General features: G+C 69.8%; 19 protein-coding genes and 1 pseudogene. 13 read left to right on the top strand and 7 right to left on the bottom strand.

Annotated features, from left to right (window positions below):
* Positions 1 to 26 precede the first annotated feature (26 nt).
* The 3 genes from KUTG_RS37790 (at position 27) to KUTG_RS37780 (ending at position 2454) form a co-directional block, all read left to right on the top strand.
* Positions 27 to 254 carry a hypothetical protein gene (locus KUTG_RS37790; protein ID WP_043723786.1) on the top strand — a complete coding sequence of 76 codons (228 nt, stop codon included), beginning with the start codon at positions 27 to 29 and terminating at the stop codon, positions 252 to 254.
* Between the two features lie 26 nt (positions 255 to 280).
* A complete protein-coding gene (locus KUTG_RS37785; protein ID WP_043723785.1) occupies positions 281 to 1555 on the top strand; it encodes an MFS transporter in 1275 nt (424 codons plus the stop codon).
* A gap of 398 nt (positions 1556 to 1953) precedes the next feature.
* A complete protein-coding gene (locus KUTG_RS37780; protein ID WP_232241180.1) occupies positions 1954 to 2454 on the top strand; it encodes a Uma2 family endonuclease in 501 nt (166 codons plus the stop codon).
* Here KUTG_RS37780 and KUTG_RS59395 read toward each other — a convergent pair.
* A complete protein-coding gene (locus tag KUTG_RS59395; RefSeq protein WP_157495047.1) occupies positions 2417 to 2575 on the bottom strand; it encodes a hypothetical protein in 159 nt (52 codons plus the stop codon). The two genes, KUTG_RS37780 and KUTG_RS59395, sit on opposite strands and share 38 nt — an antisense overlap.
* A gap of 311 nt (positions 2576 to 2886) precedes the next feature.
* On the opposite strand from KUTG_RS59395, the gene KUTG_RS64340 reads away from it, so the two are divergent.
* Positions 2887 to 5832, top strand: a complete 2946-nt coding sequence (locus KUTG_RS64340) for a S53 family peptidase (protein WP_052395856.1) — start codon at positions 2887 to 2889, stop codon at positions 5830 to 5832.
* Between the two features lie 61 nt (positions 5833 to 5893).
* Here the strand turns inward: KUTG_RS64340 and KUTG_RS37770 are convergent, their stop codons facing one another.
* Entirely contained in the window at positions 5894 to 6334 is a 441-nt protein-coding gene (locus KUTG_RS37770; RefSeq protein ID WP_043723780.1) for a L,D-transpeptidase, read from the bottom strand.
* 408 nt (positions 6335 to 6742) lie between these two features.
* Between KUTG_RS37770 and KUTG_RS37765 the strand changes: the two genes are divergently transcribed.
* Entirely contained in the window at positions 6743 to 7033 is a 291-nt protein-coding gene (locus KUTG_RS37765) for a hypothetical protein (RefSeq protein WP_043723774.1), read from the top strand.
* Positions 7034 to 7111: 78 nt separating this feature from the next.
* Here the strand turns inward: KUTG_RS37765 and KUTG_RS37760 are convergent, their stop codons facing one another.
* Positions 7112 to 7510 (bottom strand): DUF4383 domain-containing protein, encoded by a 399-nt coding sequence (locus tag KUTG_RS37760; protein ID WP_043723773.1) that lies wholly within the window; start codon positions 7508 to 7510, stop codon positions 7112 to 7114.
* Positions 7511 to 7665: 155 nt separating this feature from the next.
* Between KUTG_RS37760 and KUTG_RS37755 the strand changes: the two genes are divergently transcribed.
* The 6 genes from KUTG_RS37755 to KUTG_RS37730 all read left to right on the top strand — a co-directional run bounded on the left by KUTG_RS37755 (position 7666) and on the right by KUTG_RS37730 (position 12105).
* Positions 7666 to 8580, top strand: coding sequence for an ABC transporter ATP-binding protein (locus KUTG_RS37755; RefSeq protein WP_043732004.1), 915 nt, complete (start codon positions 7666 to 7668; stop codon positions 8578 to 8580).
* A 94-nt stretch (positions 8581 to 8674) separates the two neighbouring features.
* The gene (locus KUTG_RS37750) at positions 8675 to 9391 is read left to right on the top strand and encodes an ABC transporter permease (RefSeq protein ID WP_043723771.1); all 717 of its coding nucleotides are present in this window, start codon (positions 8675 to 8677) and stop codon (positions 9389 to 9391) included.
* Between the two features lie 6 nt (positions 9392 to 9397).
* Positions 9398 to 10549 carry a sensor histidine kinase gene (locus tag KUTG_RS37745; protein WP_043723769.1) on the top strand — a complete coding sequence of 384 codons (1152 nt, stop codon included), beginning with the start codon at positions 9398 to 9400 and terminating at the stop codon, positions 10547 to 10549.
* Positions 10542 to 11171, top strand: coding sequence for a response regulator (locus KUTG_RS37740; RefSeq protein WP_043723768.1), 630 nt, complete (start codon positions 10542 to 10544; stop codon positions 11169 to 11171). Before KUTG_RS37745 ends, KUTG_RS37740 begins: the two co-directional genes overlap by 8 nt.
* Positions 11172 to 11247: 76 nt before the next feature.
* Entirely contained in the window at positions 11248 to 11649 is a 402-nt protein-coding gene (locus KUTG_RS37735) for a hypothetical protein (protein ID WP_043723766.1), read from the top strand.
* Positions 11650 to 11694: 45 nt separating this feature from the next.
* The gene (locus KUTG_RS37730) at positions 11695 to 12105 is read left to right on the top strand and encodes an FKBP-type peptidyl-prolyl cis-trans isomerase (protein WP_198047437.1); all 411 of its coding nucleotides are present in this window, start codon (positions 11695 to 11697) and stop codon (positions 12103 to 12105) included.
* 133 nt (positions 12106 to 12238) lie between these two features.
* Here KUTG_RS37730 and KUTG_RS37725 read toward each other — a convergent pair whose 3' ends face one another.
* Together KUTG_RS37725 and KUTG_RS37720 are read right to left on the bottom strand one after the other, a co-directional pair.
* Positions 12239 to 12769, bottom strand: coding sequence for a hypothetical protein (locus KUTG_RS37725; RefSeq protein ID WP_043723764.1), 531 nt, complete (start codon positions 12767 to 12769; stop codon positions 12239 to 12241).
* A 31-nt stretch (positions 12770 to 12800) separates the two neighbouring features.
* Positions 12801 to 16892: a HAMP domain-containing protein gene (locus tag KUTG_RS37720; RefSeq protein ID WP_052395855.1), complete on the bottom strand. Its 4092-nt coding sequence runs from the start codon at positions 16890 to 16892 to the stop codon at positions 12801 to 12803.
* Between the two features lie 219 nt (positions 16893 to 17111).
* Here KUTG_RS37720 and KUTG_RS54350 point away from each other — a divergent pair, with 219 nt between their 5' ends.
* Both KUTG_RS54350 and KUTG_RS37710 read left to right on the top strand, forming a co-directional pair.
* Entirely contained in the window at positions 17112 to 18278 is a 1167-nt protein-coding gene (locus KUTG_RS54350) for a PP2C family protein-serine/threonine phosphatase (RefSeq protein ID WP_052395854.1), read from the top strand.
* A gap of 263 nt (positions 18279 to 18541) precedes the next feature.
* Positions 18542 to 18982 carry a PP2C family protein-serine/threonine phosphatase gene (locus KUTG_RS37710; RefSeq protein WP_043723760.1) on the top strand — a complete coding sequence of 147 codons (441 nt, stop codon included), beginning with the start codon at positions 18542 to 18544 and terminating at the stop codon, positions 18980 to 18982.
* 119 nt (positions 18983 to 19101) lie between these two features.
* Here the strand turns inward: KUTG_RS37710 and KUTG_RS37705 are convergent, their stop codons facing one another.
* Positions 19102 to 20301, bottom strand: a complete 1200-nt coding sequence (locus tag KUTG_RS37705; protein ID WP_052395853.1) for a D-alanyl-D-alanine carboxypeptidase family protein — start codon at positions 20299 to 20301, stop codon at positions 19102 to 19104.
* A gap of 34 nt (positions 20302 to 20335) precedes the next feature.
* Positions 20336 to 21343, bottom strand: a pseudogene (locus KUTG_RS37700) (hypothetical protein); the annotation flags it as partial.

The raw sequence follows: 21343 nt of genomic DNA, 5'->3' as shown, positions 1-21343 counted from the left end.
ATGGGCCTGGCGCTGACGGTCTGGCGGTGCCCGTGATCATCGTCGCCTGCTCGATCAGCGCCGAGGCCGCCGTCGACCGGGCGGTGCTGACCCAGGCCTTCGCCTGGCTGGCTTCGGCCAGCGCCGCCGGCTCCGCCCTCGCCGCGGCGGCCGCCGGCTGGGCCGTGGACGCCTTCGGCCCGCACGGCGGCTTCGCCGTCGCGGCGGCTTCCGCTGCCCTGATGGCCGTCATAACGTGCCTATGCCTTGCGTAACCGCCCGGTTCGGACATGCTTGGCAGATGGCTGAGGCAACGGTCGGACAGCGACACCGGCTCCCCGTGCGGGTCCTGCTCGCCGCGAGCGTGGGCAACGCGATCGAGTGGTACGACTGGACGATCTACGCGACGTTCAGCATCTACTTCGCGAAGGTGTTCTTCCCGGCCGGCAACGACGTGCTGGCGCAGCTCAACACGGCGGCGACGTACGCGCTGGCCTTCTTCTTCCGGCCGCTGGGCGGGTATCTGCTCGGCCGGTGGGCGGACACCAGGGGGCGCAAGCCGGCGATGATCGGCACGATCCTGCTGATGGCCGGCGGCTCGCTGGTGATCGCGGTCCTCCCGGGCTTCGAGCAGGCGGGCTGGCTGGCGCCGGTGCTGTTGCTGCTGGCACGAATCGCCCAAGGGTTGTCCCTGGGCGGTGAGGTGTCGAACGCCTCGGCCTACCTGGGGGAGATCGCGCCGCCGGAGCGCCGCGGGCGGTACTCGGCCTTCTTCTACATCTCAACGGGTTCGGCGGTGCTGCTGGCCTCGATCCTCGGCTACGTGTTGTCGCACACCATGTCGACCCCGATGCTGACCTCCTACGGCTGGCGGATCCCGTTCGTGGTGGGCGGCGTGCTCGGGCTGGTCGGGCTGGTGCTGCGCAGCACGCTCAAGGAGACGGAACCGTTCGCGCAGAACAAAACCCGGGTGAAGGACCCGCTGCGCACGACGCTGCGGGAACACCCGAAGGCGGTGGGCTGGCTGGTGGGCACGACGGCCGTGTCGACGCTGGTCTACTACACGTACTTCAGCGCACTGACGCCGTTCGCGGTGACGAGCCGGCACGCGGCGGCGCAAGACGTTTTTCTGGCCCTGTCGATCGGCACGGCGCTATTCGTCGCGCTCCAGTACCCGTTGGGCGCACTGGCTGACCGGTTCGGCCGTAGACCGCAGATGCTCGTCTTCACCGCGGCGACGGCGGTGTTGAGCGTGCCGCTGTCGACGCTGATCGGCCCGGGCCTGGCCGGGCTGACGGTGGTGTTCTGCGTGGGACTGGGCCTGTACACGGCGCAGACGTCGATCGCGCCGGCGCTGATGAGCGAGCTGTTCCCGACCGAGGTGCGGGCGCTGGGCATCGGCGCCTGGTACAACATCACGGTCGCGCTGCTGGGCGGCACGGCGCCGCTGGTGATCAACGCGCTGGCCGCCGCCGGGCTGTCCACGCTGTTCTTCTGGTACCTCACGGCGATCGCGGTGATCGGCTTCCTGGTGGTGCTCACGCTGCCGGAGACCAAGGGCAAGACCCTGACCTAGATTTCACCCTGGCGTCGGGGGTTGAGATGCGCACGGTAGCCGTCCGTCTCGGCCCGATCACGGCATCAGCCAGCGGAGATGCCCAACCCTGCGCCGTTTGGGGTATTGCCGGGAAAATCACCCGGACAGCCGGTGGACCCCCTGCCGGCCCAACGGTTGCCGCCGAATCGACTACCGAGCGCAGCGCGCGGCGGCGATCACCGTGGCAACCAGGACCGGCGCTGTGCCAATCGAAGTCGTGAACTCCGCCGGTTCAGGAGGATTTCGCGCGGAAGTCGCCTCGGTCGGGCCCGGGTACGCTGCCGGGCGGGTGGATCGTCGGCACCAGGAGGCTCACCATGGGAGGCGTTCCTGCATTTCCCCACGGTAGGCCGCTGACGCGGGCGGACCTGGAGGCGATGCCAGATGATGGGCACCGCTACGAACTCGTGGACGGGACGCTCGTCATGAGCCCGTCGCCCCGTCCACTGCACCAGCGCATCGTCGCGCGGCTGCTGATCGCGCTGACGATGAACTGCCCGGCGCACCTGGAGGTGCTGCCGGCCCCCGTCGATGTCGTGCTGGCCGACGACACCGTGTTCATCCCGGACGTGGTGGTCGGCCGGCGCGAGGACTTCACCACGACGCATCTGGCCGGTGTGCCGGAGCTGGTGGTGGAGGTGCTGTCGCCGAGCACCCGGCTGGTCGACCTGAAACTCAAGCGGGCCAAGTACCAGGAGGCCGGCTGCCCGAACTACTGGCTGGTGGATCCGGGGCTGCCGGAGCTGCGCTGCCTCGCGCTGCGGGACGGGGTGTACACCCAGATCCTGACCGCGGTCGGTGACGAGATCATCGAGGTGCACGAGCCGTTCACGGCGCTGCTCAGTCCCGCCCAACTGGTCGCGCCGCACGGTCGGTGACGGCGTCGGCTTCCTCGGGTCGGCGCTGTTCCCGTTGCGCCGCATCGTTTTTGCGGTCGAAAATGCGGTGCAGGTGGATGATCTTGCGCGCCGGCTTCTCGGCGTCGCGCTGTGCTGCCATGCCGTCCATGATGCCAATCGCGATCTTGGTTTCCGGCCGGTTCCGGCCCCGGCGCGACGACCGGCAGCCGGTGGTCGCCGAATGGCCGATGCCCGGTTAGGCCGGACCGATCACCCCGGTCACGTGCGTGAATTGGTCTGAACATCGGATGTCAGTGCCCGGTTTGCCCGTTCTGTTGGCGTCGTACGGCCACAGTTGCCCGTCCCCTCTCTTGACGCATCGGCGCGACCTCTCGTAGAAGTGAGAACGGCTCGCCAGCGGCTCCGCCCCGCCCGAGCGGTCATGACACCGCCACAGGACGGAGTTCTCGCGTGCGCTTCACCGGACGCCGGCTGACAGCCGGCTTCGCCGTCACCCCACTGGTCCTCGCGGCCGCCGCCGTGATCACGCCGGCCGCCCAGGCCGCGACCCCCGCCGTGCAGCCCGGCGTCTACGCGTTACCCACCGGCGACCACGTGCGCATCCACGGCGACAGGGCCGACTTCCTGCCGGCCCCCGGCCACAGCGCGGCCAACGTCACGACGTGGCTGGACGGTCGGCCGACCGTGGTGCCGGCCAGCGCCATCGGGCACATCAGCACGTTGGACGCCTTCGAGATCGGCGGCGCGAAGCCAGCCGCCGCGCACCCGAACTACGCGATGGCGCCGCTGCACATCACGGCACTCGACCACGAGGGCAAGCCGGTGCAGGCGGCCGAGGTCGTCGTGATCAACACCGACGATCCGGGCCGGGCCATGTGGGACGGCCTGATGTTCACCGGCGACTCCAGGATCGCCGTGCCGGCCGGGCACTACAGCGTCGCCGTCGCCGCGTTCGAGACCGACACCAAGGACAACCCGACCGAGACGGAACTGCTGACAGCCACCGACGTCACGGTGCCGACCGCCGGCGCCGCGGTCGCCCTCGACGGCCGCAAGGCGTCGCCGGTGTCGTTCACGACGCCGCTGCCCAGCGTGGACAGCGCCACCGTCGTCGGCTGGAACCGCGGTGTCGGCACGAAGCTGGCCATACTGGACATCGGAGCCCTCGCAGGCACGCGGTTCTACGTCGGCCAGGCGGCCAAGGCGAAGTACGGCACGCTCCAGTACTCGGTCGCCAGCCGCCGCACCTCCCCCGCCGCCGCCATCGCGCCGTACAGCTACGCGCTGGCCACGCCGAAGACGGACTCCATCGGCGTGAACCAGACCTACGCGGTGAAGGCATCATCGCTGGCCACGATCGACAACACCTACGTGACCGATCAGCCCAGCCAGGACGCCATCTACTTCGACGACTTCGCGCTGCACGGCCAGGGCACCGGCAACCCGGCCCTGCCCAGCATCCCGTACCTGCCGGTGAAGGCGCCGAGCGCCGACCGGCACTACGTGTCCACCGACGCCTCCTTTGACTACGAGGCCACCTTCAACCCCAACGGCGCGCCCTTCACCAACCTCGACCGCGTGCTGCCGGTCAAGCCCGGCCAGCACGTGTCGCTGGCCTGGCGCGGCGGCGTAGTCGCGCCGGCACCGTCGACTGTGGACGGTCCGTGCTTCCTCTGCCGTGACGGGGACACGCTGCACGGCGTCGGCGTGATGGACACCGACTACTCCGGCAACATCGGGCAGTGGAGCGACGGCCCGACCACGCTGTCCGAGGACGGCAAGCAGATCTACAGCGGCGGCACCGAGGGCTACGAGTTCGATCAGCAGTTGGCCGCCGGCAAGCACCGCTACGTCTACGACATCGACGCCACGCACGACACCAATGTCACCGCGCTGTCCACGCACACCCAGATCGCCTGGGGCTTCGACTCCTCGACATCGACCGGTCCCGTGCCGATCCTGTACGCCGGCGCGGGTTTCAGCCAGGACAAGCACGACAGCATCGCGCCCGGCAAAGCCACCGTGTCGTTGTCGTTCCACCACCAGTCCGGCACCGCCGACCCTGACGTCACCAAGGCGACCGCCGATGTCTCCTACGACGACGGCACAACGTGGCAGCCGACGACCGTCACCCTGACCGACGGTCACCACGCCACCGGAGCCTTCACCGTGCCGGCCGGCGCCAAGCCCGGCTACCTGGCGTTGCGGTTCCACGCCGTCGACCAGGCCGGCAGCACGCTGGACGAGACCGTGCACAACGCGGCCCTGGTCAACGCCCCGAACGGCATCGCCACAGCACAGTCCAATGAGGACACCCAAGCCGCCGGCGACGCGCATCCCGTGTGCGCCAACGCCGCCCGTGGCCACGCCCGCTGCCTTGCCCTGTCCGCCACGGCCAAGTGGCAGCCCTCTTCGACCAAGCTGCCGGACGGCCTGTCCCCGGGCGACATCAAGTCGGCGTACAACATCCCGGCCGACGCCAAGGGCGGCACCGTCGCGATCGTGGACAACGGTGGCGACGACACCGCCGAGGCCGATCTGGCCGTCTACCGCAAGACGTACGGCCTGCCGGCCTGCACCATCGCCAACGGCTGCCTGACGATCCTCAACCAGGACGGCAAGTCCTCGCCGCTGCCGCCGGTGGACCCGGAGGACGACTGGACCGACGAGATCTCGCTGGACCTGGACATGGTCAGCGCGGTCTGCCCTGCCTGCCACATCGTGCTGGTGGAGTCCACCAGCTCCGACACCGTCGACCTGGCCAAGGCCGAGACGGTCGCCACCGGCTCGGGCGCGACCGCCGTGTCCAACAGCTGGGGCGGCGACGAGGACACCGAGGACATGGCCCACGCCAAGGACTTCACCAAGCCGGGCGTGGCGATCACCGCCTCCACCGGTGACGCCGGCTTCAAGGAGGCCAGCTGGCCGGCCTCGCTGAGCACGGTGATCGCGGTCGGCGGCACCAGCCTGACCAAGGCGAGCAACGCCCGTGGCTGGACCGAGTCGGCGTGGAAGGGCGCGGGCTCCGGCTGTTCCGGCTACGTGGCCAAGCCGTCGTGGCAGAAGGACAAGAACTGTCCTAACCGGACGATCGCCGACATCTCCGCGGTGGCCGACCCGGCCACCGGCCCGGCGGTGTACTCCAGCGGCGACTGGTACGTCTCCGGCGGCACCAGCGCCTCCTCGCCGATCATCGCGGCGATGGTCGTGCTGGCCGGCAACTCGGCGAAGTTGGCCAATGCCAAGTACATCTACCAGCACCCGAGCGCGCTCAACGACGTGACGAGCGGCAGCAACAAGCACTGGGACTGCGGCGGCGACTACCTGTGCACCGCCGGCAAGGGGTACGACGGCCCGACCGGCCTCGGCACACCCAACGGACTCGGCGCCCTGTAAGGAAGGCTCTGTAAGGAAAAACGCGGGTGACGCCGACCCCGGCGTCACCCGCGTCAGGAAACTATCGGACCACCTGGACCACGTCGCCCGGCGTCAGGCTTCTGTAGAAGGTGGCGGCCGCGGTGGCCGAGAGGTGCACGCAGCCGTGCGAGGGGTCGGTCAGGCTACCCTCGTGGAACGCGTCGCCTCCGTTGAAGAACACCGAATAGGGCATCGGCGCGTTGTTGAAGATGGTGCTGCGGTGGTGCAGATCCTTGAACGTCACGCGGAAGGTGCCCGGATCCGTCGGCGCGCTCGCCATGCCGGTCTTGACCGGCACCGGTCCGTAGGTCACGACTCCGCCGCGCATCAGCCACGCCTGCTGCGACGAGAGATCGACGCAGGCCCGCGCGGTCGCGGAACACGGGCTCGACGGCGCGGCCTGAGCCGGCGTCGCCAACACTCCGACGGCACACCCAGCGGCGATTGCCGCGCCGGCAGCCAGTTTCACGGTTGTGGTCATCAGTTTTCGCCTCCGTCCTCACGGTACGGCTACCCGTGATCGCGGGTGGAAAACGAGAGAAGGCGAAAAGTCTTCAGATGCGCGACGAAATCCTGACGCGTCAAGCACATCGCGGGACTCGACACGGAGGGCGTGGCCGCGATTCGCGCTGTGCCAAGAACATCGCCGCATGCGGCGATGTGGGCGCGCATCCCCGACCTCTGCACGCCCACATCTGTTCCCGCACCCGGAGTTGGTATGCCCCATGCCACCGCCGGCCAAACCAGAAATTTTTCCCGACTGCGTCAAGTGCTTTGACCACTGTGGTTCAGAGGTCCACTAAGGACATTCACCCGAGCGGGGCTGCGCCGTTGGGCGGTCCGGGCTAGCGTGGCCACTTCAACGGAACCGACGTCGAACGGAGAATCCATGCTCACGCTCACGCCGACCGCCGTGGAGGTCGTGCGCGGTCTGACCAGCGACGACGGCGTGCCCGACGGCACCGGGTTGCGCATCGCCAACCAGAACGGCCGTCTCGCGCTCGCGCTTGCTCCCCAGCCCGACGACGCGGACCGGGTGATCGCGGGCGACGGCGCGAGGCTGTTTCTCGATGACTCCGCCGCGGCCTACCTGGACGACAAGGTGCTGGACGCCAACGTCGACGACCAGGGCAACCCGACGTTCACGCTGGCCAGTCAGCAGCCGCCGACCGCCGTGTGACGTAGCAGGGGAGAACGTGCGAACGCCACGTGCGCGGCCATCACGGCCGCCGCACGTGGCGTTACGCGTGTCTGAAGGTCAGTGCCGGTCGGAGCCCATGAACGGGGCGGCCACCAGCAGCGCGCAGGTGACGCTGACCGTGATCACTACGAGGTGCAGGATGTGGTCGGCCAGGTTCAGGCCGAGCGAGTCCGGCACCGCCACGCCGTAGGCGAACAAGCCCGAGAACACGGCGAACTGGAGCAACGCCCAGCTCGCGGTCAGCCTGCGCACGAACGACGCCAGCGCGCCGATCACGCCGAAGATCACCAGCAGCAGGCTGTGCACCGGGCTCAGCGCCAGGCCGATGACGTGCGCGGTCGGCGTGACGTCGCCGAGCGAGCCGCCGCCGGAAGCCAGCCCCACGACGCCGATGACGGCGACGAGCACGCCCAGCACCGCGAAGATCAGTCGCGGCACGCGCGAGTGGTCGACCATCTCCTCCGCCTTTCGGAACGTCAGTGGATCTCGGGCGGGATCCTCGCACAGTCGGCGCGGGCGCTCGTGCCGACCCCACCATCCACCGATCGGTTGACCCCGGTGTGATCGCCCGGTCGATCCCGCGAAAGGGCCTGCCCGGCGACGCTTTTCCCATGGCAGTCATCGAGGTGGAGCACCTCCGCAAACGTTATCGGGATCACGTCGCCGTCGACGACGTGTCGTTCACCGTCGAACGAGGCGAGATCTTCGGCGTGCTCGGCCCGAACGGGGCCGGCAAGACCACCACCGTGGAATGCGTCGAGGGCCTGCGGGTGCCCGACGCCGGCGCCGTACGGGTGCTCGGTTTGGACCCGCACCGCGACCACGACGCCCTGCGCACCCGCATCGGCGTGCAGTTCCAGGAGAGCCAGCTGCCCGAGAAGATGCGCGTCCGGGAGGCCTTGCAGCTCTACAGCTCCTTCTACGCCGACCCGATGGACTGGCGGCGGCTGCTGGACGACTGGGGTCTGGCCGACAAGGCCAACAGCCCGTTCGGCAAGCTGTCAGGCGGCCAGAAGCAGCGCCTGTTCATCGCGCTGGCGCTGGTCGGCAAGCCCGAGATCGCCGTGCTGGACGAGCTCACGACCGGGCTGGATCCGCAGGCCCGCCGGGACACCTGGGGCCTGGTCGAGGACATCCGCGGCCAGGGCGTCACCGTGTTGCTCGTCACGCACTTCATGGCCGAGGCCGAACGTCTGTGCGACCGGATCGCCGTGATCGACCGCGGCCACGTCGTGGCGCTGGACACGCCGGCCGGGCTGGTGTCGAAGGTGGCCGCCGAGCAGCGCATCCGGTTCCGGCCGAGCGTGCCCGTGCCGGACGGCCTGCTCACCGACCTGCCCGAGGTCACGTCGGTGCGCCAGGTCGGCCCGCAGCTGGAGATCACCGGCACCGGCGACGTGCTCCAGGCCGTCACCTCCGTGCTGGCCCGGCACCGGATCGTCGCCGCCGACCTGCGTCTGGAGCAGGCCAGCCTCGACGACGCCTTCGTCGCCCTGACGGGCCGCAAGATGGAGGAAGTGCGATGAGCACCGAACTGAGCCACAACGCCGCCTCGGAACTGCGCCTGTACCTGGGCTACGCCTTCGCCGCACCGACCGACCACACGCTGGAGGAAGCCCGATGAGCGCCCAGATTCGCATCGCCGTCTCGGAACTGCGCCTGTACCTGCGCGAGCCGGCCGCCGTCGCGGCCACGCTCGGCCTGCCGCTGCTGATCATGGTGTCGTTCGGGCTGATCGTCACGCCCGGCGGCGACCCGATCTACACCTACTTCCCGGGCCTGGCCATCTCGTTCTCGCTGGCCATCCTGTCGCTCAACCTGCTGCCCACGATCCTGGCCGGCTACCGGGAGAAGGGCATCCTGCGCCGGCTCTACACCACGCCCGTGCACCCGTCCAAGGTCCTCATCGGACAGCTGCTGGTCAGCTGCGCGGTGGCCGTCGTCATGGCGGCGGTCGTGGTGGTGGCCGGCCGGCTCATCGGCTTCCCGCTGCCGGCCCAGCCGCTCGGCTTCGCGCTGGCCTTCGTGCTCGGGGCGCTGGCGCTGTTCTCCGTCGGCCTGCTGGTGGCGGCGATCGCCCCGACCGGCCGGATGGCCACGGCCATCGGCATGCTGCTGTTCTTCGTCAACATGTTCACCGGCGGTGTCTTCACGCCGCGCGAGGCGCTGCCGGGCTTCCTGAATCGGATCGGCGACTTCATGCCGCTGGGCGCGACCATGCAGGCCGTGCGCGACTCGTGGAACGGTCAGTTCCCGCAGCTGCTGCATCTGGCCGTGCTGGCTACCATCACGGTCGTGTTCGGGCTGGCCGCGGCCCGGCTGTTCCGCTGGGAGTAGCGCGCCATGACCGAGAACGACCGGCTGATCTTCCGGGTGAGCAGTTACGCCCTGCTGGCCGTCTCCACGCTGCTCGCGCTGACCGTGCCGATGAACGACACGCACCAGTCCGTCCCGGTCACGCTCGCGCTGGCCGGGGCGGCGGCGCTGTGGCTGTTGTGGACGGTGCGGGGCCTGCCACGGCAGCGGGTCCTGTACTACGTCGTGTTGCTGGCGCTGATCGTCGCGCTGGTGTGGGCCAACTCCTGGTACTCGGTGTTCGGCGCCATCGGCTTCGGGCAGGCGCTCGGGCTGCTGCCGCCGCGCTGGATCGCCGTCGGTTTCGGCGCCCAGACCGCGCTGACCGTGCTGGTGCAGGGGCCGGACTCGCCGAGCTGGGTGGTGCTGGTCAACGTGATGGTGCCGATGGTGTGGGCCGGCGTCGCGGTGGGCCGGCAGACCGAGAAGCACCAGCGCACCAGCGAGGAGCTGGCCGCGGCGCTGGCCGAGAACACCGGCCTGCACGAACAGCTGCTCGTGCAGGCCAGGGAGGCCGGCGTGCTGGACGAGCGGCAGCGGATGGCCCGGGAGATCCACGACACGCTGGCCCAGGGCCTGGCCGGCATCATCACCCAGTTGCAGGCCGCCGAACAGACCGGCGACCACTCGCACGTGGAGCGGGCGACCCGGCTGGCTCGGGAGAGCCTCACCCAGGCGCGCCGATCCGTGCAGGCGCTGCGGCCGGAACCGTTGGAGGGCAACAGATTGGTCGACGCGGTGGCGGAACTGGCGCAGGGCTGGTCGCGGGACAGCGGCGTGCCGGCGACAATGTCGACGGAGGGCGAGCCGCGGCCCGTGACGCCCGACCGGGAGGTGGCCCTGTTCCGGGTGGCCCAGGAGGCGCTGGCCAACATCGCCAAGCACGCCAAGGCCTCCCGGGTCGGGGTGACATTGTCCTATTTGGACGACCAGGTGGTGCTCGACGTCCGCGACGACGGCCGCGGCTTCGTCAACGACCGGGATGAGTGGTCCGGGGCGACCGCCGCGGCAGCGGGGCCGAGCGGAGGATTCGGGTTGACCATCATGCGACAGCGGCTGGACGGCGTCGGCGGGGCCCTGGCCGTCGAGTCGGAGCCGGGCGGCGGCACGGCGATCTCGGCGAGTGTGCCCGGTGAGTGACCCGATCCGGCTGCTGATCGTCGACGACCACCCGGTGGTGCGCAACGGGCTGCTCGGCATGTTCGCCGGCGATCCCGAGTTCGAGGTGGTCGGGGAAGCGGCCGACGGGGCCGAGGCGGTGGCCTATGCCCAGGCCCTGGACCCGGATGTGGTGCTGATGGACCTCCGCATGCCCGGTATGGACGGCGTAGCGGCGATACGAAAGCTAGCGGCGCTAGCAGTGCGGGCCAGGGTCCTGGTCCTCACCACTTACGACACCGACAGCGACGTGCTGCCGGCCGTCGAGGCGGGAGCCACGGGCTACCTGCTCAAGGACACGCCGCGGGCCGAGCTGCTCCGCGCGGTGCGCGCCGCCGCCCGCGGCGAGGCGGTGCTGTCCCCCACCGTGGCGACCAAGCTGCTCGGCCAGGTCCGCGCCCCGGCCAAGGACGACCTCAGCAAGCGTGAGCTGGAGGTCCTGGGCCTGATCGCCAAGGGCGCGACCAACCGCGAGGCCGCCGCCAAGCTGTTCATCAGCGAGGCCACGGTCAAGACCCACCTGCTGCACCTCTACGCCAAGCTCGGCGTCTCCGACCGCGCGGCGGCCGTGGCCACGGCCTTCGCCCGGGGGTTGCTGCGGTGAACTGACCGGCAATACCGCTTCCGACCACTCCTGACCGGCGGCGGATCGTCGTATGGTCGACCGAGGGGGTGGCGCCATGCCAACGCTGGTCTTCATGCTCACGGTGGCCACGGTCGTCCTCTGGGGCGGCGCGGCGATCCGGGTCTGGCTGACGCTGCCGCCGCCGAAACAGCCGCTGGCAGTGGCTTATCTGGCCGTGCCGGTCGTGGGCCTCGCCTTCGTGGCGTTCGGCGGGCCCGTCGGGGACCTGGTGATGGGCCTCGCGGCGATCATGGGCCTGGTGTTCTGGCTGACCACGGGCCTCCGGCCGGAGCGGGCGGTGGAGATCCGCGACGAGGAGCCGGCGCGGAACACGCACCGCTCGGGCGAGCTGCTGATGCGCCGCCAGCTGAGCGTCGTCGGGGCCGTGGTGCTGCTGATGGTGATCCTGATCATCACCCTGCCCTGGCTGCGGGACGTGCAGTGGCTGACCCGGTGACCGATAGGGTGGAGCGCACCTGAAACATGTGAGGAGAGCTCCGCCATGGCGCTGGAAAAGCCCCTTGTCGAACCGTACGACGGCGACGCCCCGGCCGACCTGGTCATCGAGGACATCACCGTGGGTGAGGGTCCGGAGGCCGCGGCCGGCCAGCTGGTGAACGTGCACTACGTCGGTGTCTCGCACTCGACCGGTGAGCAGTTCGACGCGTCCTGGGACCGCGGCGAGGCGTTCCAGTTCCCGCTGGGCGGCGGCCGCGTCATCGCCGGCTGGGACCGCGGCGTGGCCGGCATGAAGGTCGGCGGCCGACGCAAGCTGGTCATCCCGCCGCACCTGGGCTACGGCGACCGCGGCGCCTTGGGGTTAGCGGTGCCCAAAGTCGTCATCGTAACGGAGTGTCCTAGACGACAAGGTTGGCACCAGATTGGCCTGATACAGCGTCACAAATCAAGCTGAGAGTGCGGCGTCCCTAGACTACGCGGTTCGTTGCTAGCTTTGCATAAGAGCATTCCCCATTTGCACGTGCGGTTGTATCACGCACGGGCGTCGGGCTCGCCCAGCTCGTCTTCCCTGCATCAGAACCACCGCATCAGGCCGCCCACTGGCGCAAAGCCTCGAAGTCCTCGTCGCGCAGGCCGAGGCGGGGGTCGACCCAGTGCAGCAGGGCCTGGCCCTCGTGGTGCGTGGCGACCCACTCCCGGTCGGCCGGCGTGATCTCGTCGTCGACCCAGGCGAACGGCCGCCCGGCGGCCCAGTCGACGATGTGCCGGGTCTTCCAGTGGATGCCGGCGGGGTCCTCGAAGTGCTCAAGGGGCCAGTCCAGCCAGGGCAGCTCGGGCAGGTGCAGCGGCGGCCCGATCCACTCGTTGGCCTCGTCCTTCCAGGTCGTGGCCCACACGAGCTCGTAGGGCAGCCCCATCAGCCGCTCCCCGTGCGTGACGTTGAGCCACACCCGCAGCGGCCGCACGAAGGCCTCGGGCCGGTGCCGGTTGGCGGCGATCCACGTTCTGGGTTTGGTCCGATACGTGGTGTAACCGACCGGCCGCCGGTGGGCCTTGGCCATGTACGGGTTCAGCGGCCCGTCCACGTCCAGCAGCAAGACCGGCCGGCTGGCGCCCACGCCACGACCCTAGGCACCGCGGCAGCGGCTGTCACGCGTCCTGCTGCTGATCTTCGGACTCGTCGACGTCGTAGTCCAGATATGCCCCGATCAGGTTGAGCAGCAGGTCGGTGTCGACCGGCTTGGTCACGTAGTCGTTGGCCCCGGAGGCCAGGCTCTTCTCCCGGTCCCCCTTCATGGCCTTCGCGGTCACGGCGATCACCGGCAGGTCGGCGTGGGCGGACATGTCCCGGATCGCGGCCATGGTCGCGTTGCCGTCCAGCTCGGGCATCATGATGTCCATCAGCACGAGCGCGATGTCGTCGTACTGCTCCAGCGCCCGGATGCCGGAGATGCCGTTGTCGGCGAACACCACGTGCAGCCCGTGCAGCTCCAGCACGGTGCTCAGGGCGAACACGTTGCGCAGGTCGTCGTCGACGATGAGCACCTTCTCGCCGTGGAACCGCGGCGCGGTCGACGACAGTGTGGTCACGGTCGGGATGGGGTCGTCGAGCAGCACGGACTCCTCCAGCTCGGCGACCTCGGGCAGGTCGGAGGCGGCGGCCAGCAGCGCGGGCGGCGGCGTCACCGGCAGGCACAGCACGAAGGCGCTGCCCTGGCCCGGGGTGCTGCGCACCTGGAGCTCGCCGCCGAGCAGGTGGGTGAGCTCCCGGCTGATCGACAGGCCCAGGCCGGTGCCGCCGTACTTGCGGCTGGTGGTGCCGTCGGCCTGCTGGAACGCCTCGAAGATGACGCCGAGCTTGTCGGCCGGGATGCCGATACCGGTGTCCTCGACGGCGAAGGCGATCCGGGCCGGGGCGCCGCGCAGCGTGGACCGCCGCACCTGGGTGGCCGGGATCTGCTTGATGGTCAGCCGGATGCTGCCCTCCTGGGTGAACTTCACCGCGTTGGACAGCAGGTTGCGCAGGATCTGCTGGAGCCGCTGCACGTCGGTGTGCAGTTCGTCGGGCACGTCGGTGTCCACGGCCACCGAGAAGTCGAGGCCCTTCTGCCCGGTCAGCGGCCGGCACAGCTTCTCGACGTAGTCCACGAGGTCGACGACCGACACCGTGGTCTGCTCCAGCTGGAGGTGCCCGGCCTCGACCTTGGCCAGGTCCAGGATGTCGTTGATCAGCTGGAGCAGGTCGCTGCCGGCGGCGTGGATGGTGCGCGCGAACTCGACCTGCTTGTCGGACAGGTTGCGTTCGAGGTTGTCGGCCATCAGCTTGGCCAGGATGAGCAGGCTGTTGAGGGGCGTGCGCAGCTCGTGCGACATGTTGGCCATGAACTCGGACTTGTAGCGCGAGGCCAGCGCCAGCTGCTGGGCGCGTTCCTCCAGCTCCTGGCGGCCCTGCTCGATCTCGGTGTTCTTGAGCTCGATGTCGCTGTTCTGCCGGGCCAGCAGCGCGGCCTTCTCGGCCAGCTCGGCGTTGGACCGCTGGAGCTCCTCCTGCTGGGCCTGCAGCTGCTCGGACCGCGCCCGCAGCTCCTGGGCCAGCCGCTGCGACTCCAGCAGCAGCGCGTCCGTGCGGGAACTGGCCTGGATCGTGTTGACGGTGACGCCGATGGTCTCCTTGAGCTGCTCCAGCAGGTCGCGGTGCACCTCGGTGAACCGGCCGACCGAGGCCAGCTCGATGACGCCGAGCACCTTGCCCTCGAACAGCACCGGCAGCACGATCACGTCGGACGGCGGCGCGGCGCCCAGGCCCGAGGTGATCTGGATGTAGCCGGGCGGGGCGGCCGACATGCGGATCGTCTTCTTCTCCACGGCGGCCTGCCCGACCAGCGACTCGCCCAGCGCGAACCGCGGCCGGCGGCCGTCGGCCGACACGCCGTAGCCGGCGGCGCGGCTCAGCTCGTCGTCGTCGACCAGGAAGAACAGGCCCTGCTGCGCGGAAACCAGCGGCGCCAGCTCGCTCATCATCAGCGACGCCAGCTCGACGACGTCGCGCTGGCCCTGCATGAGACCGGACAGCCGGGCCAGGTTGGTCTTGAGCCAGTCCTGTTCCCGGTTGGCCGTGGTGGTCTCCATCAGGTTGCCGATCATCCGGTTGATGTTGTCCTTCAGATCGGCCATCTCGCCGCGGGCCTGCACGGTGATCTGCCGGGTCAGGTCGCCCGCCGTCACCGCCGTGGCCACCGCCGCGATGGCCCGCACCTGCGTGGTCAGGTTGCCGGCCAGCTCGTTCACACTTTCGGTGAGCCGCTTCCACGCTCCGGTCACGCCGACCACCTCGGCCTGGCCGCCCAACTGGCCCTCGGTGCCGACCTCACGGGCCACGCGCGTGACCTCGTCGGCGAAGCCGGACAGCTGGTCCACCATCGTGTTGACGGTGTTCTTCAGCTCCAGGATCTCGCCCCGCGCGTCGACGTCGATCTTCTTCGACAGGTCGCCGCGCGCGACGGCGGTGGTGACCTGGGCGATGTTGCGGACCTGGGACGTCAGGTTGTCGGCCATGAAGTTGACGTTGTCGGTCAGGTCCTTCCACGTGCCGGCGACACCGGGCACCCGGGCCTGACCGCCCAGCATTCCTTCGGTACCGACCTCACGGGCGACACGCGTGACCTCGTCGGCGAACGCCCGCAGCGTGTCCACCATGCCGTTGATGGTGGCGGCCAGCGCCGCGACTTCGCCGGCCGCTTCGACGACGATCTTCTTCGACAGGTCGCCGTCGGCCACGGCCGTTGCCACGCGGGCGATCGAGCGCACCTGCCCGGTCAGGTTGTGGGCCATGACGTTGACGTTGTCGGTCAGGTCCTTCCACGTGCCGGCGACGCCGCGCACCGTGGCCTGGCCGCCCAGCTTGCCCTCAGTGCCGACCTCGCGGGCCACACGGGTGACCTCGTCGGCGAAGGCGGACAGCTGGTCCACCATGGTGTTGATGGTGTTCTTCAGCTCCAGGATCTCGCCGCGCGCGTCGACGGTGATCTTCTGCGACAGATCGCCCTTGGCCACCGCCGTCGTCACCTGAGCGATGGACCGCACCTGCGAAGTCAGGTTGCCGGCCATGAAGTTCACCGAGTCGGTGAGGTCGCGCCAGGTTCCCGCGACACCGGGAACCGTCGCCTGACCGCCCAGCCGTCCCTCGCCGCCGACCTCGCGGGCCACCAGCGTGACCTCCGCCGCGAACGAGGAAAGCTGGTCCACCATCGTGTTGACAGTGTTCTTCAGCTCCAGGATCTCGCCCTGCGCGTCCACAGTGATCTTCTGCGACAGATCGCCCTTGGCCACCGCCGTCGTCACCTGGGCGATGGATCGCACCTGCGAAGTCAGGTTGGCCGCCATGAAGTTCACGTTCGCGGTGAGGTCGCGCCAGATGCCCGCGACACCGGGAACCGTGGCCTGGCCGCCGAGAATGCCCTCGGTGCCGACCTCGCGGGCGACGCGGGTGACCTCGTCGGCCAGCGCGGAAAGCTGGTCCACCATGGTGTTCACGGTGTTCTTCAGGCCGAGCATCTCGCCGGAGACCTCGACCGTGATCTTGCGGCTCAGGTCGCCGTCGGCCACCGCCGTCGTCACCTGGGCGATATCCCGAACCTGGGCGGTCAGGTTGCCCGCCATCAGGTTCACGTTGTCGGTGAGGTCCCTCCAGATTCCGGCTACTCCGGGTACGACGGCCTGGCCACCGAGCTTGCCCTCGGTGCCCACCTGACGGGCTACCCGCGTCACCTGCTCGGCAAACACGGAAAGTTGCTCGAGTAGTCCGTTGACCGTTCCGCAGAGCTGAGCGGCCTCGCCGCGCAGCGGTTGTCCGTTGCGGTGCGAGGACATTCGCTGCGACAGGTCGCCCTCGGCGACGGCCGCGAGCACGCGGCTGAGCTCCGTGGTCGGGTAGAGCAGGTCCTCCAGCACCAGGTTCACCGACTGGCGGGCCACCGCCCAGCCGCCGGCGAACGGCTCGGTCGACAGGCGCTCGCCCACCCCGCCGCGCAGCGTGGAAAGCTCCCCGACCAGGTCCTGGTTGCGTTCCACGATCTCGTTGAAGACCTCGGCGACGCGCGCGGCCGTGCCGTCGCCGACCGGCGTGAGCCGTCGGCGGAAATTGCCGTCCCGCACGTCGCGCATCGCGCTGAGCAGGCGGTCAAGGAACGCGTCTTCGCCGGCGGACTGCTTGGTCCCGACCGGCAGCGAGGTGGTGTCCATCTCGGCCTCCCTCGAATCGGCTGCCATCGTTTAGCGTGTCGGTGACCGCTAGCCTGCCATGAGACGAGCAATGGTGAGCAGCCGAGTGCGCCGGGCTAGTCTGGAAAGCAAACCGGCCAGGAGTCTGGAGGTGGCGCGGTGGTCGACCGGCACTCCGCACCCGGGATTCCCGAGCCGGCCAGATGGGTCGCGACCAGATCGGCACCGACCGGAACGAGGGTGGACGGAATACCCCTGAGCAGGCAGGAAACCGTCGACGCCGCCGTGTGGCAGGCGCTGCTGGACACTGCCGACAAGGCGGTGGTGGTGCACGACGGCCGCCGCCTGGTGCGGGTGGTGAGCCGCCGTGCGGCGGAGCTGTTCCCCGATCTGCGGCCCGGCGTCGAATTGGCCGGTGTGGCCGGATTCACCGGTTCGGAGCAGAACGAGGTCGAGACGACCTGCCAGGGCGTGCCATGGCGGTGGATTCCCACCCGATTGGACGAAGACCACGTGGCCTGGCAGGGTGATTCGGCCGAGCCGGCCGAGCCGTGGTGCGAAAAGTGCGCGCAGGCACGGTTTCTGGTCAACAGCAGCCGGCTGCTGGGCAGTTCCCTGCGCCGGGACCAGACTCTGCGCAGCATCGTGCAGCTGGCCGTGCCGACGCTGGCCGACTGCTGCGCCGTGGTGCTGCCGGCCAAGCGCGGCCGGGTCGAGTGGTGGCGGTACAGCCGCGGCGGCGACACCGAGCACGGTCGCATGGGCCAGCACGTGCTCCGCTCCGTGACGTCGCTGGCCGAGGCTTTCTCGGGTTCGGCGACCAAGCCCCTGCCCGGGCAGCCCGTGCCCGGCGCGCGGCTGGACTGGTTGCTGGAGCCCGATTTCGGCGATCCCGGCAGCGTGGTCGTGGTGCCGCTGCGGCACGAGGGGCTCGACGCCGGCGCGTTGGTGTTGGCCAGCAACGATTCTCGTGACGAACAACTGGACATCGTCCGCGACTACGCCGGACGGGCGGCCGCCGCGCTGAGTTCCGCGCACTCGTTCAGCGAACAGGCCCGGGCCACCGAGGCCCTGGAGTCCAGCCTGCTGCCCTCGCCGCTGCCCGAGGTGCCCGGCATCGTGTGGTCGGCGTGCTACCGGCCGGCGCACAGCGGCATCCGGGTCGGCGGCGATTTCTACGACGTGTACCCGGATTCCGACGGCCGGGCCCTGTTCCTGCTGGGCGACGTCTGCGGCAACGGCGTCGAGGCGGCGACCCTGGCCGGCCGTATCCGGCACACCGTCGAGGCGCTTCGGCCGGTCGAGACCGAGCCCACGAAGCTGCTGCACCGTCCTCGGCCGCCTGTTCTGTATGGCACAAATTCAGGGCTTTCCTTAGCTAATTGCATGCTGAGTACGGGCGCGTAGTGTGGTCGCTGACTTATGTTTCGCTAGCTTTGCGAACCGTAATGATGTCCTATCCGCTTAGTGACGATTGGAGCGGAAGCCCCAGGGTGGTACCAGTACGGTGCCATCACTGGAGATCTCTGCATGGGGACCTTGAACGATCGCCCGAGCCCATCTCTGTTTATGGTGACTTGCAAGGAAAGCACGTGGCCCAGATAACACATAGAAAGACGGGGTCGCTTTAACCTCCAGGCCGTCGTATAGCTCCATGTGCTGGACACGGATTGGCCCCAGTCCAGCTCAGGTACAGCCATCTGACTCGACAAGCCGGCGCGCTGGAACGCCTCGACTCCGGCGCCGTCCGGGTGCGCCTGGCCTCCGGCGGCCATCCCTCGCCGCTCGTGCTGCGCGCCTCCGGCGTCGTCGAGGAGATCGCCGTGCCCGGCACCCTCGTCGGTGTGCTGCCCGATCCCCACTTCGGCGAGGCCACCGTCACCCTGTCGGCCGGGGACGTCTGCCTGCTCTACAGCGACGGAGTCACCGAGGCCCGCGGCGGCAGCGACGGCCGCGAGCAGTACGGCGCCCACCGCCTCACCGAGGCCCTCGGCGCCGGCGCCGGCATGCCCGCCGCCGACCTCACCCGCCACGTCGAACACCGCCTCGACGACTGGCTGGCCGGCCGCGACCACGACGACGTAGCCCTCCTTGCCCTACAAGCCATCTAACCCCCGCGAGTCACGCTCTCCGGCAGTGCGAAATACGGTTTCGAGCAGACCTGAGACCGAAGGCGCTGTTCTGCCCGAAACCGTATTTCGGTGTGTCTGAGAGCGTGACTCGCGGGGGTTCAGCCGATGCGGCGGCGGCGGATGCCTACGTAGATCACGGCGGCGATGACCAGGAGCAGGGCCAGCACCGCCAGCGCGGCGGTGAGGGTGAAGTGGCTGTCCGGCAGGGTGGTCAGGTGCTGGGCGTCGGCCGGGGGCGGGGTGGCGGTGGTGACGGCCGGCCGCGCGGTGGGGTCGGCGTCGACGAGCTGGCCGACGGGCTGGGCCTTCGAGGACTTGAGGTCGAAGCCGTAGTTCATCATCGGCACGGACTGGGAGTACATGGCCGTCACCGGGCTCATTGTGCCGCGCATGCCGACGAAGACGATGCGGGTGCCGCCTCGCTGGGCGGCGTTGATGTAGGTGTGCAGGGCGTCGTCGGTGTAGCCGGTCTTGCCGCCGAGGTCGCCGTCGTAGTTGTACAGCAACGGGTTGTCGTTGCCGACGACGAAGCCGGGCTTGTCCTGCCAGCCGGGGAACTGGATCTGCTGGGTGGACACGGCGTCGGCGAAACGCTTGTCCTGCATGGCCAGACGGAACAGCAAGGCCAGGTCGTAGGCCGAGGACACCATGCCTGGGCCGTCGAGACCGGACGGCGTGGCGGTGCGGGTGTCCAGGGCGCCGACGCTGTGGGCGAGGGCGTTCATCTTGGCCACAGCCTTGTCGGCCCCGCCGAGCTGCGTGGCGAAGGCGTACGCGCAGTCGTTGCCGGAGTGCATGAGCAGCGCGTGGAAGATCTGGTCGTTGGTGTACTTGCCCTCGGGCCCCATGCCGACGCGGGTGCCGTCCTGGTTGGCGTCGTCCCAGGTGCCGGTGACGAGGGTGTCCATCTTCAGCTCACGCATCACGACCAGGGCCAGCAGCACCTTGATCAGCGACGCGGGACGCTGGCGGGCGTGGGGGTCCTGGGCGGCGAGCACCTGCCCGGTGTCCAGGTCGGCCAGCACCCACGACTCGAACTGGTTGGCCGGCGCACCGGCCGCGCCGGGCGGGATCACCGGCCCGCACTCGGCCATCCGAGAGCCGCCGACGGGCTGCGACGGCAGCGCCAGCGGGGTCGGCGGCTGCTGGCCGGGGACCGGGTTCTCGGACGAGTCGACGGGCGGGGGCGGAGCGTTCCGGTAAGCGCAGCCCGCCGGGTCGGCGGCCGCTGTCGGCGCCGTAACCGTGCAGATCAGCACGAAAAGGGCAACCAGCAAACGCAGCAGTCGTCGAGGCACAGGGCAGCCTAGCCGGATTTCCGGTCGCGCCGGGTCAACTGCGCTCGTACGTGCGGCGCCAGCCAACTCGTGGCGGTCCCTCCGCGCGTGCGCGCAGCGACACCGTGGGCTCACTCACATGCGGCACCGTCGATTCCTCGACGTCGGTGACCGCCACCGTGGCCGGATCCGCCCCCGCATGCACGGCCGCGGCACGGGCCTGCTCCATCACGCGGTGACGGATGTCGTCGCCGTGCGGGCTGTTGGCGCTGAACATGCGCACGGCCTCACCGCTGACCGGCGCGACCGCCACGCCCACCGCCGCGGCGGCATCAGCACGCGGCGGGCAGCACACGAGCGTGGTGCCCGGCAACGGCCCCGGCAGCGTGTCCACGAGCTTCTCCGCGCCCGGGCCGATCACCAGCAGCGGCAGGTCGCGCGGCGAGCTCTTGGCCCGGTCGACGGCCTCGGACAGCTGCGCCTGGCCGCACCCGGTCCCGCCGATCGGCGGCGTCGTCGGCACGAGCGCCACGGTCCGCAAACCTGTCTGCACACCGGCAATCACCGTGGAGCCAGCGGCCAGCTCGGCCGAACCGGCGGTCACCGAGCACACGGCCGTCGGCTCGCCCTCCACGTTGGTGAAGGCCACCAACGCTTCCGACTCACCGGCCAGCAGCGCCGCACCCCGGGCACCAACCGCCGCAGCGGCGCCATGCATCAGCAGCGGCCGCGTGAGCGCGTAGTCGACGGTCATGATCGAGCCGTCGTTACGGGCGAGGAACGGCTCCGCGTGCGACAGGCCCACGTCGACCAGCGACCGACGCAGGCGGTGCGCCGCGCCCCACGCCCGCCGGATCAGCGCCGCCTGCAACACGGTCGCGTTCTCCCGCTCCAGCAAGCCGGAGCCGCCCATCTCGTGCGACAGCAGGATCGGCACCGAATCACCGAGCTCCGCTCGCAACAGCCCGGCCGCCGCCAGCTCGTGCCCGGGGGCCACGGCGGCGAACACGCTGCTGACCGCGACCGCGTTGACCCGGCCGGCGATCTCCCGCGCGAACGCCAC

Origin of the sequence: Kutzneria sp. 744, from assembly GCF_000568255.1 — a bacterium.
In the GTDB taxonomy this organism is placed as follows: Bacteria; Actinomycetota; Actinomycetes; order Mycobacteriales; family Pseudonocardiaceae; genus Kutzneria.
This window is presented reverse-complemented; position numbering and strand designations above follow the sequence as displayed.

What these genes read in the sequence shown, in the direction of transcription:
- KUTG_RS37785 (WP_043723785.1), top strand. Translation starts at nt 281, where the DNA reads ATGGCTGAGGCAACGGTCGGACAGCGACACCGGCTCCCCGTGCGGGTC.
- KUTG_RS37780 (WP_232241180.1), top strand. Translation starts at nt 1,954, where the DNA reads ATGCCAGATGATGGGCACCGCTACGAACTCGTGGACGGGACGCTCGTC.
- KUTG_RS59395 (WP_157495047.1), bottom strand. Translation starts at nt 2,575, where the DNA reads ATGGCAGCACAGCGCGACGCCGAGAAGCCGGCGCGCAAGATCATCCAC.
- KUTG_RS37770 (WP_043723780.1), bottom strand. Translation starts at nt 6,334, where the DNA reads ATGACCACAACCGTGAAACTGGCTGCCGGCGCGGCAATCGCCGCTGGG.
- KUTG_RS37765 (WP_043723774.1), top strand. Translation starts at nt 6,743, where the DNA reads ATGCTCACGCTCACGCCGACCGCCGTGGAGGTCGTGCGCGGTCTGACC.
- KUTG_RS37760 (WP_043723773.1), bottom strand. Translation starts at nt 7,510, where the DNA reads ATGGTCGACCACTCGCGCGTGCCGCGACTGATCTTCGCGGTGCTGGGC.
- KUTG_RS37755 (WP_043732004.1), top strand. Translation starts at nt 7,666, where the DNA reads ATGGCAGTCATCGAGGTGGAGCACCTCCGCAAACGTTATCGGGATCAC.
- KUTG_RS37750 (WP_043723771.1), top strand. Translation starts at nt 8,675, where the DNA reads ATGAGCGCCCAGATTCGCATCGCCGTCTCGGAACTGCGCCTGTACCTG.
- KUTG_RS37745 (WP_043723769.1), top strand. Translation starts at nt 9,398, where the DNA reads ATGACCGAGAACGACCGGCTGATCTTCCGGGTGAGCAGTTACGCCCTG.
- KUTG_RS37735 (WP_043723766.1), top strand. Translation starts at nt 11,248, where the DNA reads ATGCCAACGCTGGTCTTCATGCTCACGGTGGCCACGGTCGTCCTCTGG.
- KUTG_RS37730 (WP_198047437.1), top strand. Translation starts at nt 11,695, where the DNA reads ATGGCGCTGGAAAAGCCCCTTGTCGAACCGTACGACGGCGACGCCCCG.
- KUTG_RS37720 (WP_052395855.1), bottom strand. Translation starts at nt 16,892, where the DNA reads ATGGACACCACCTCGCTGCCGGTCGGGACCAAGCAGTCCGCCGGCGAA.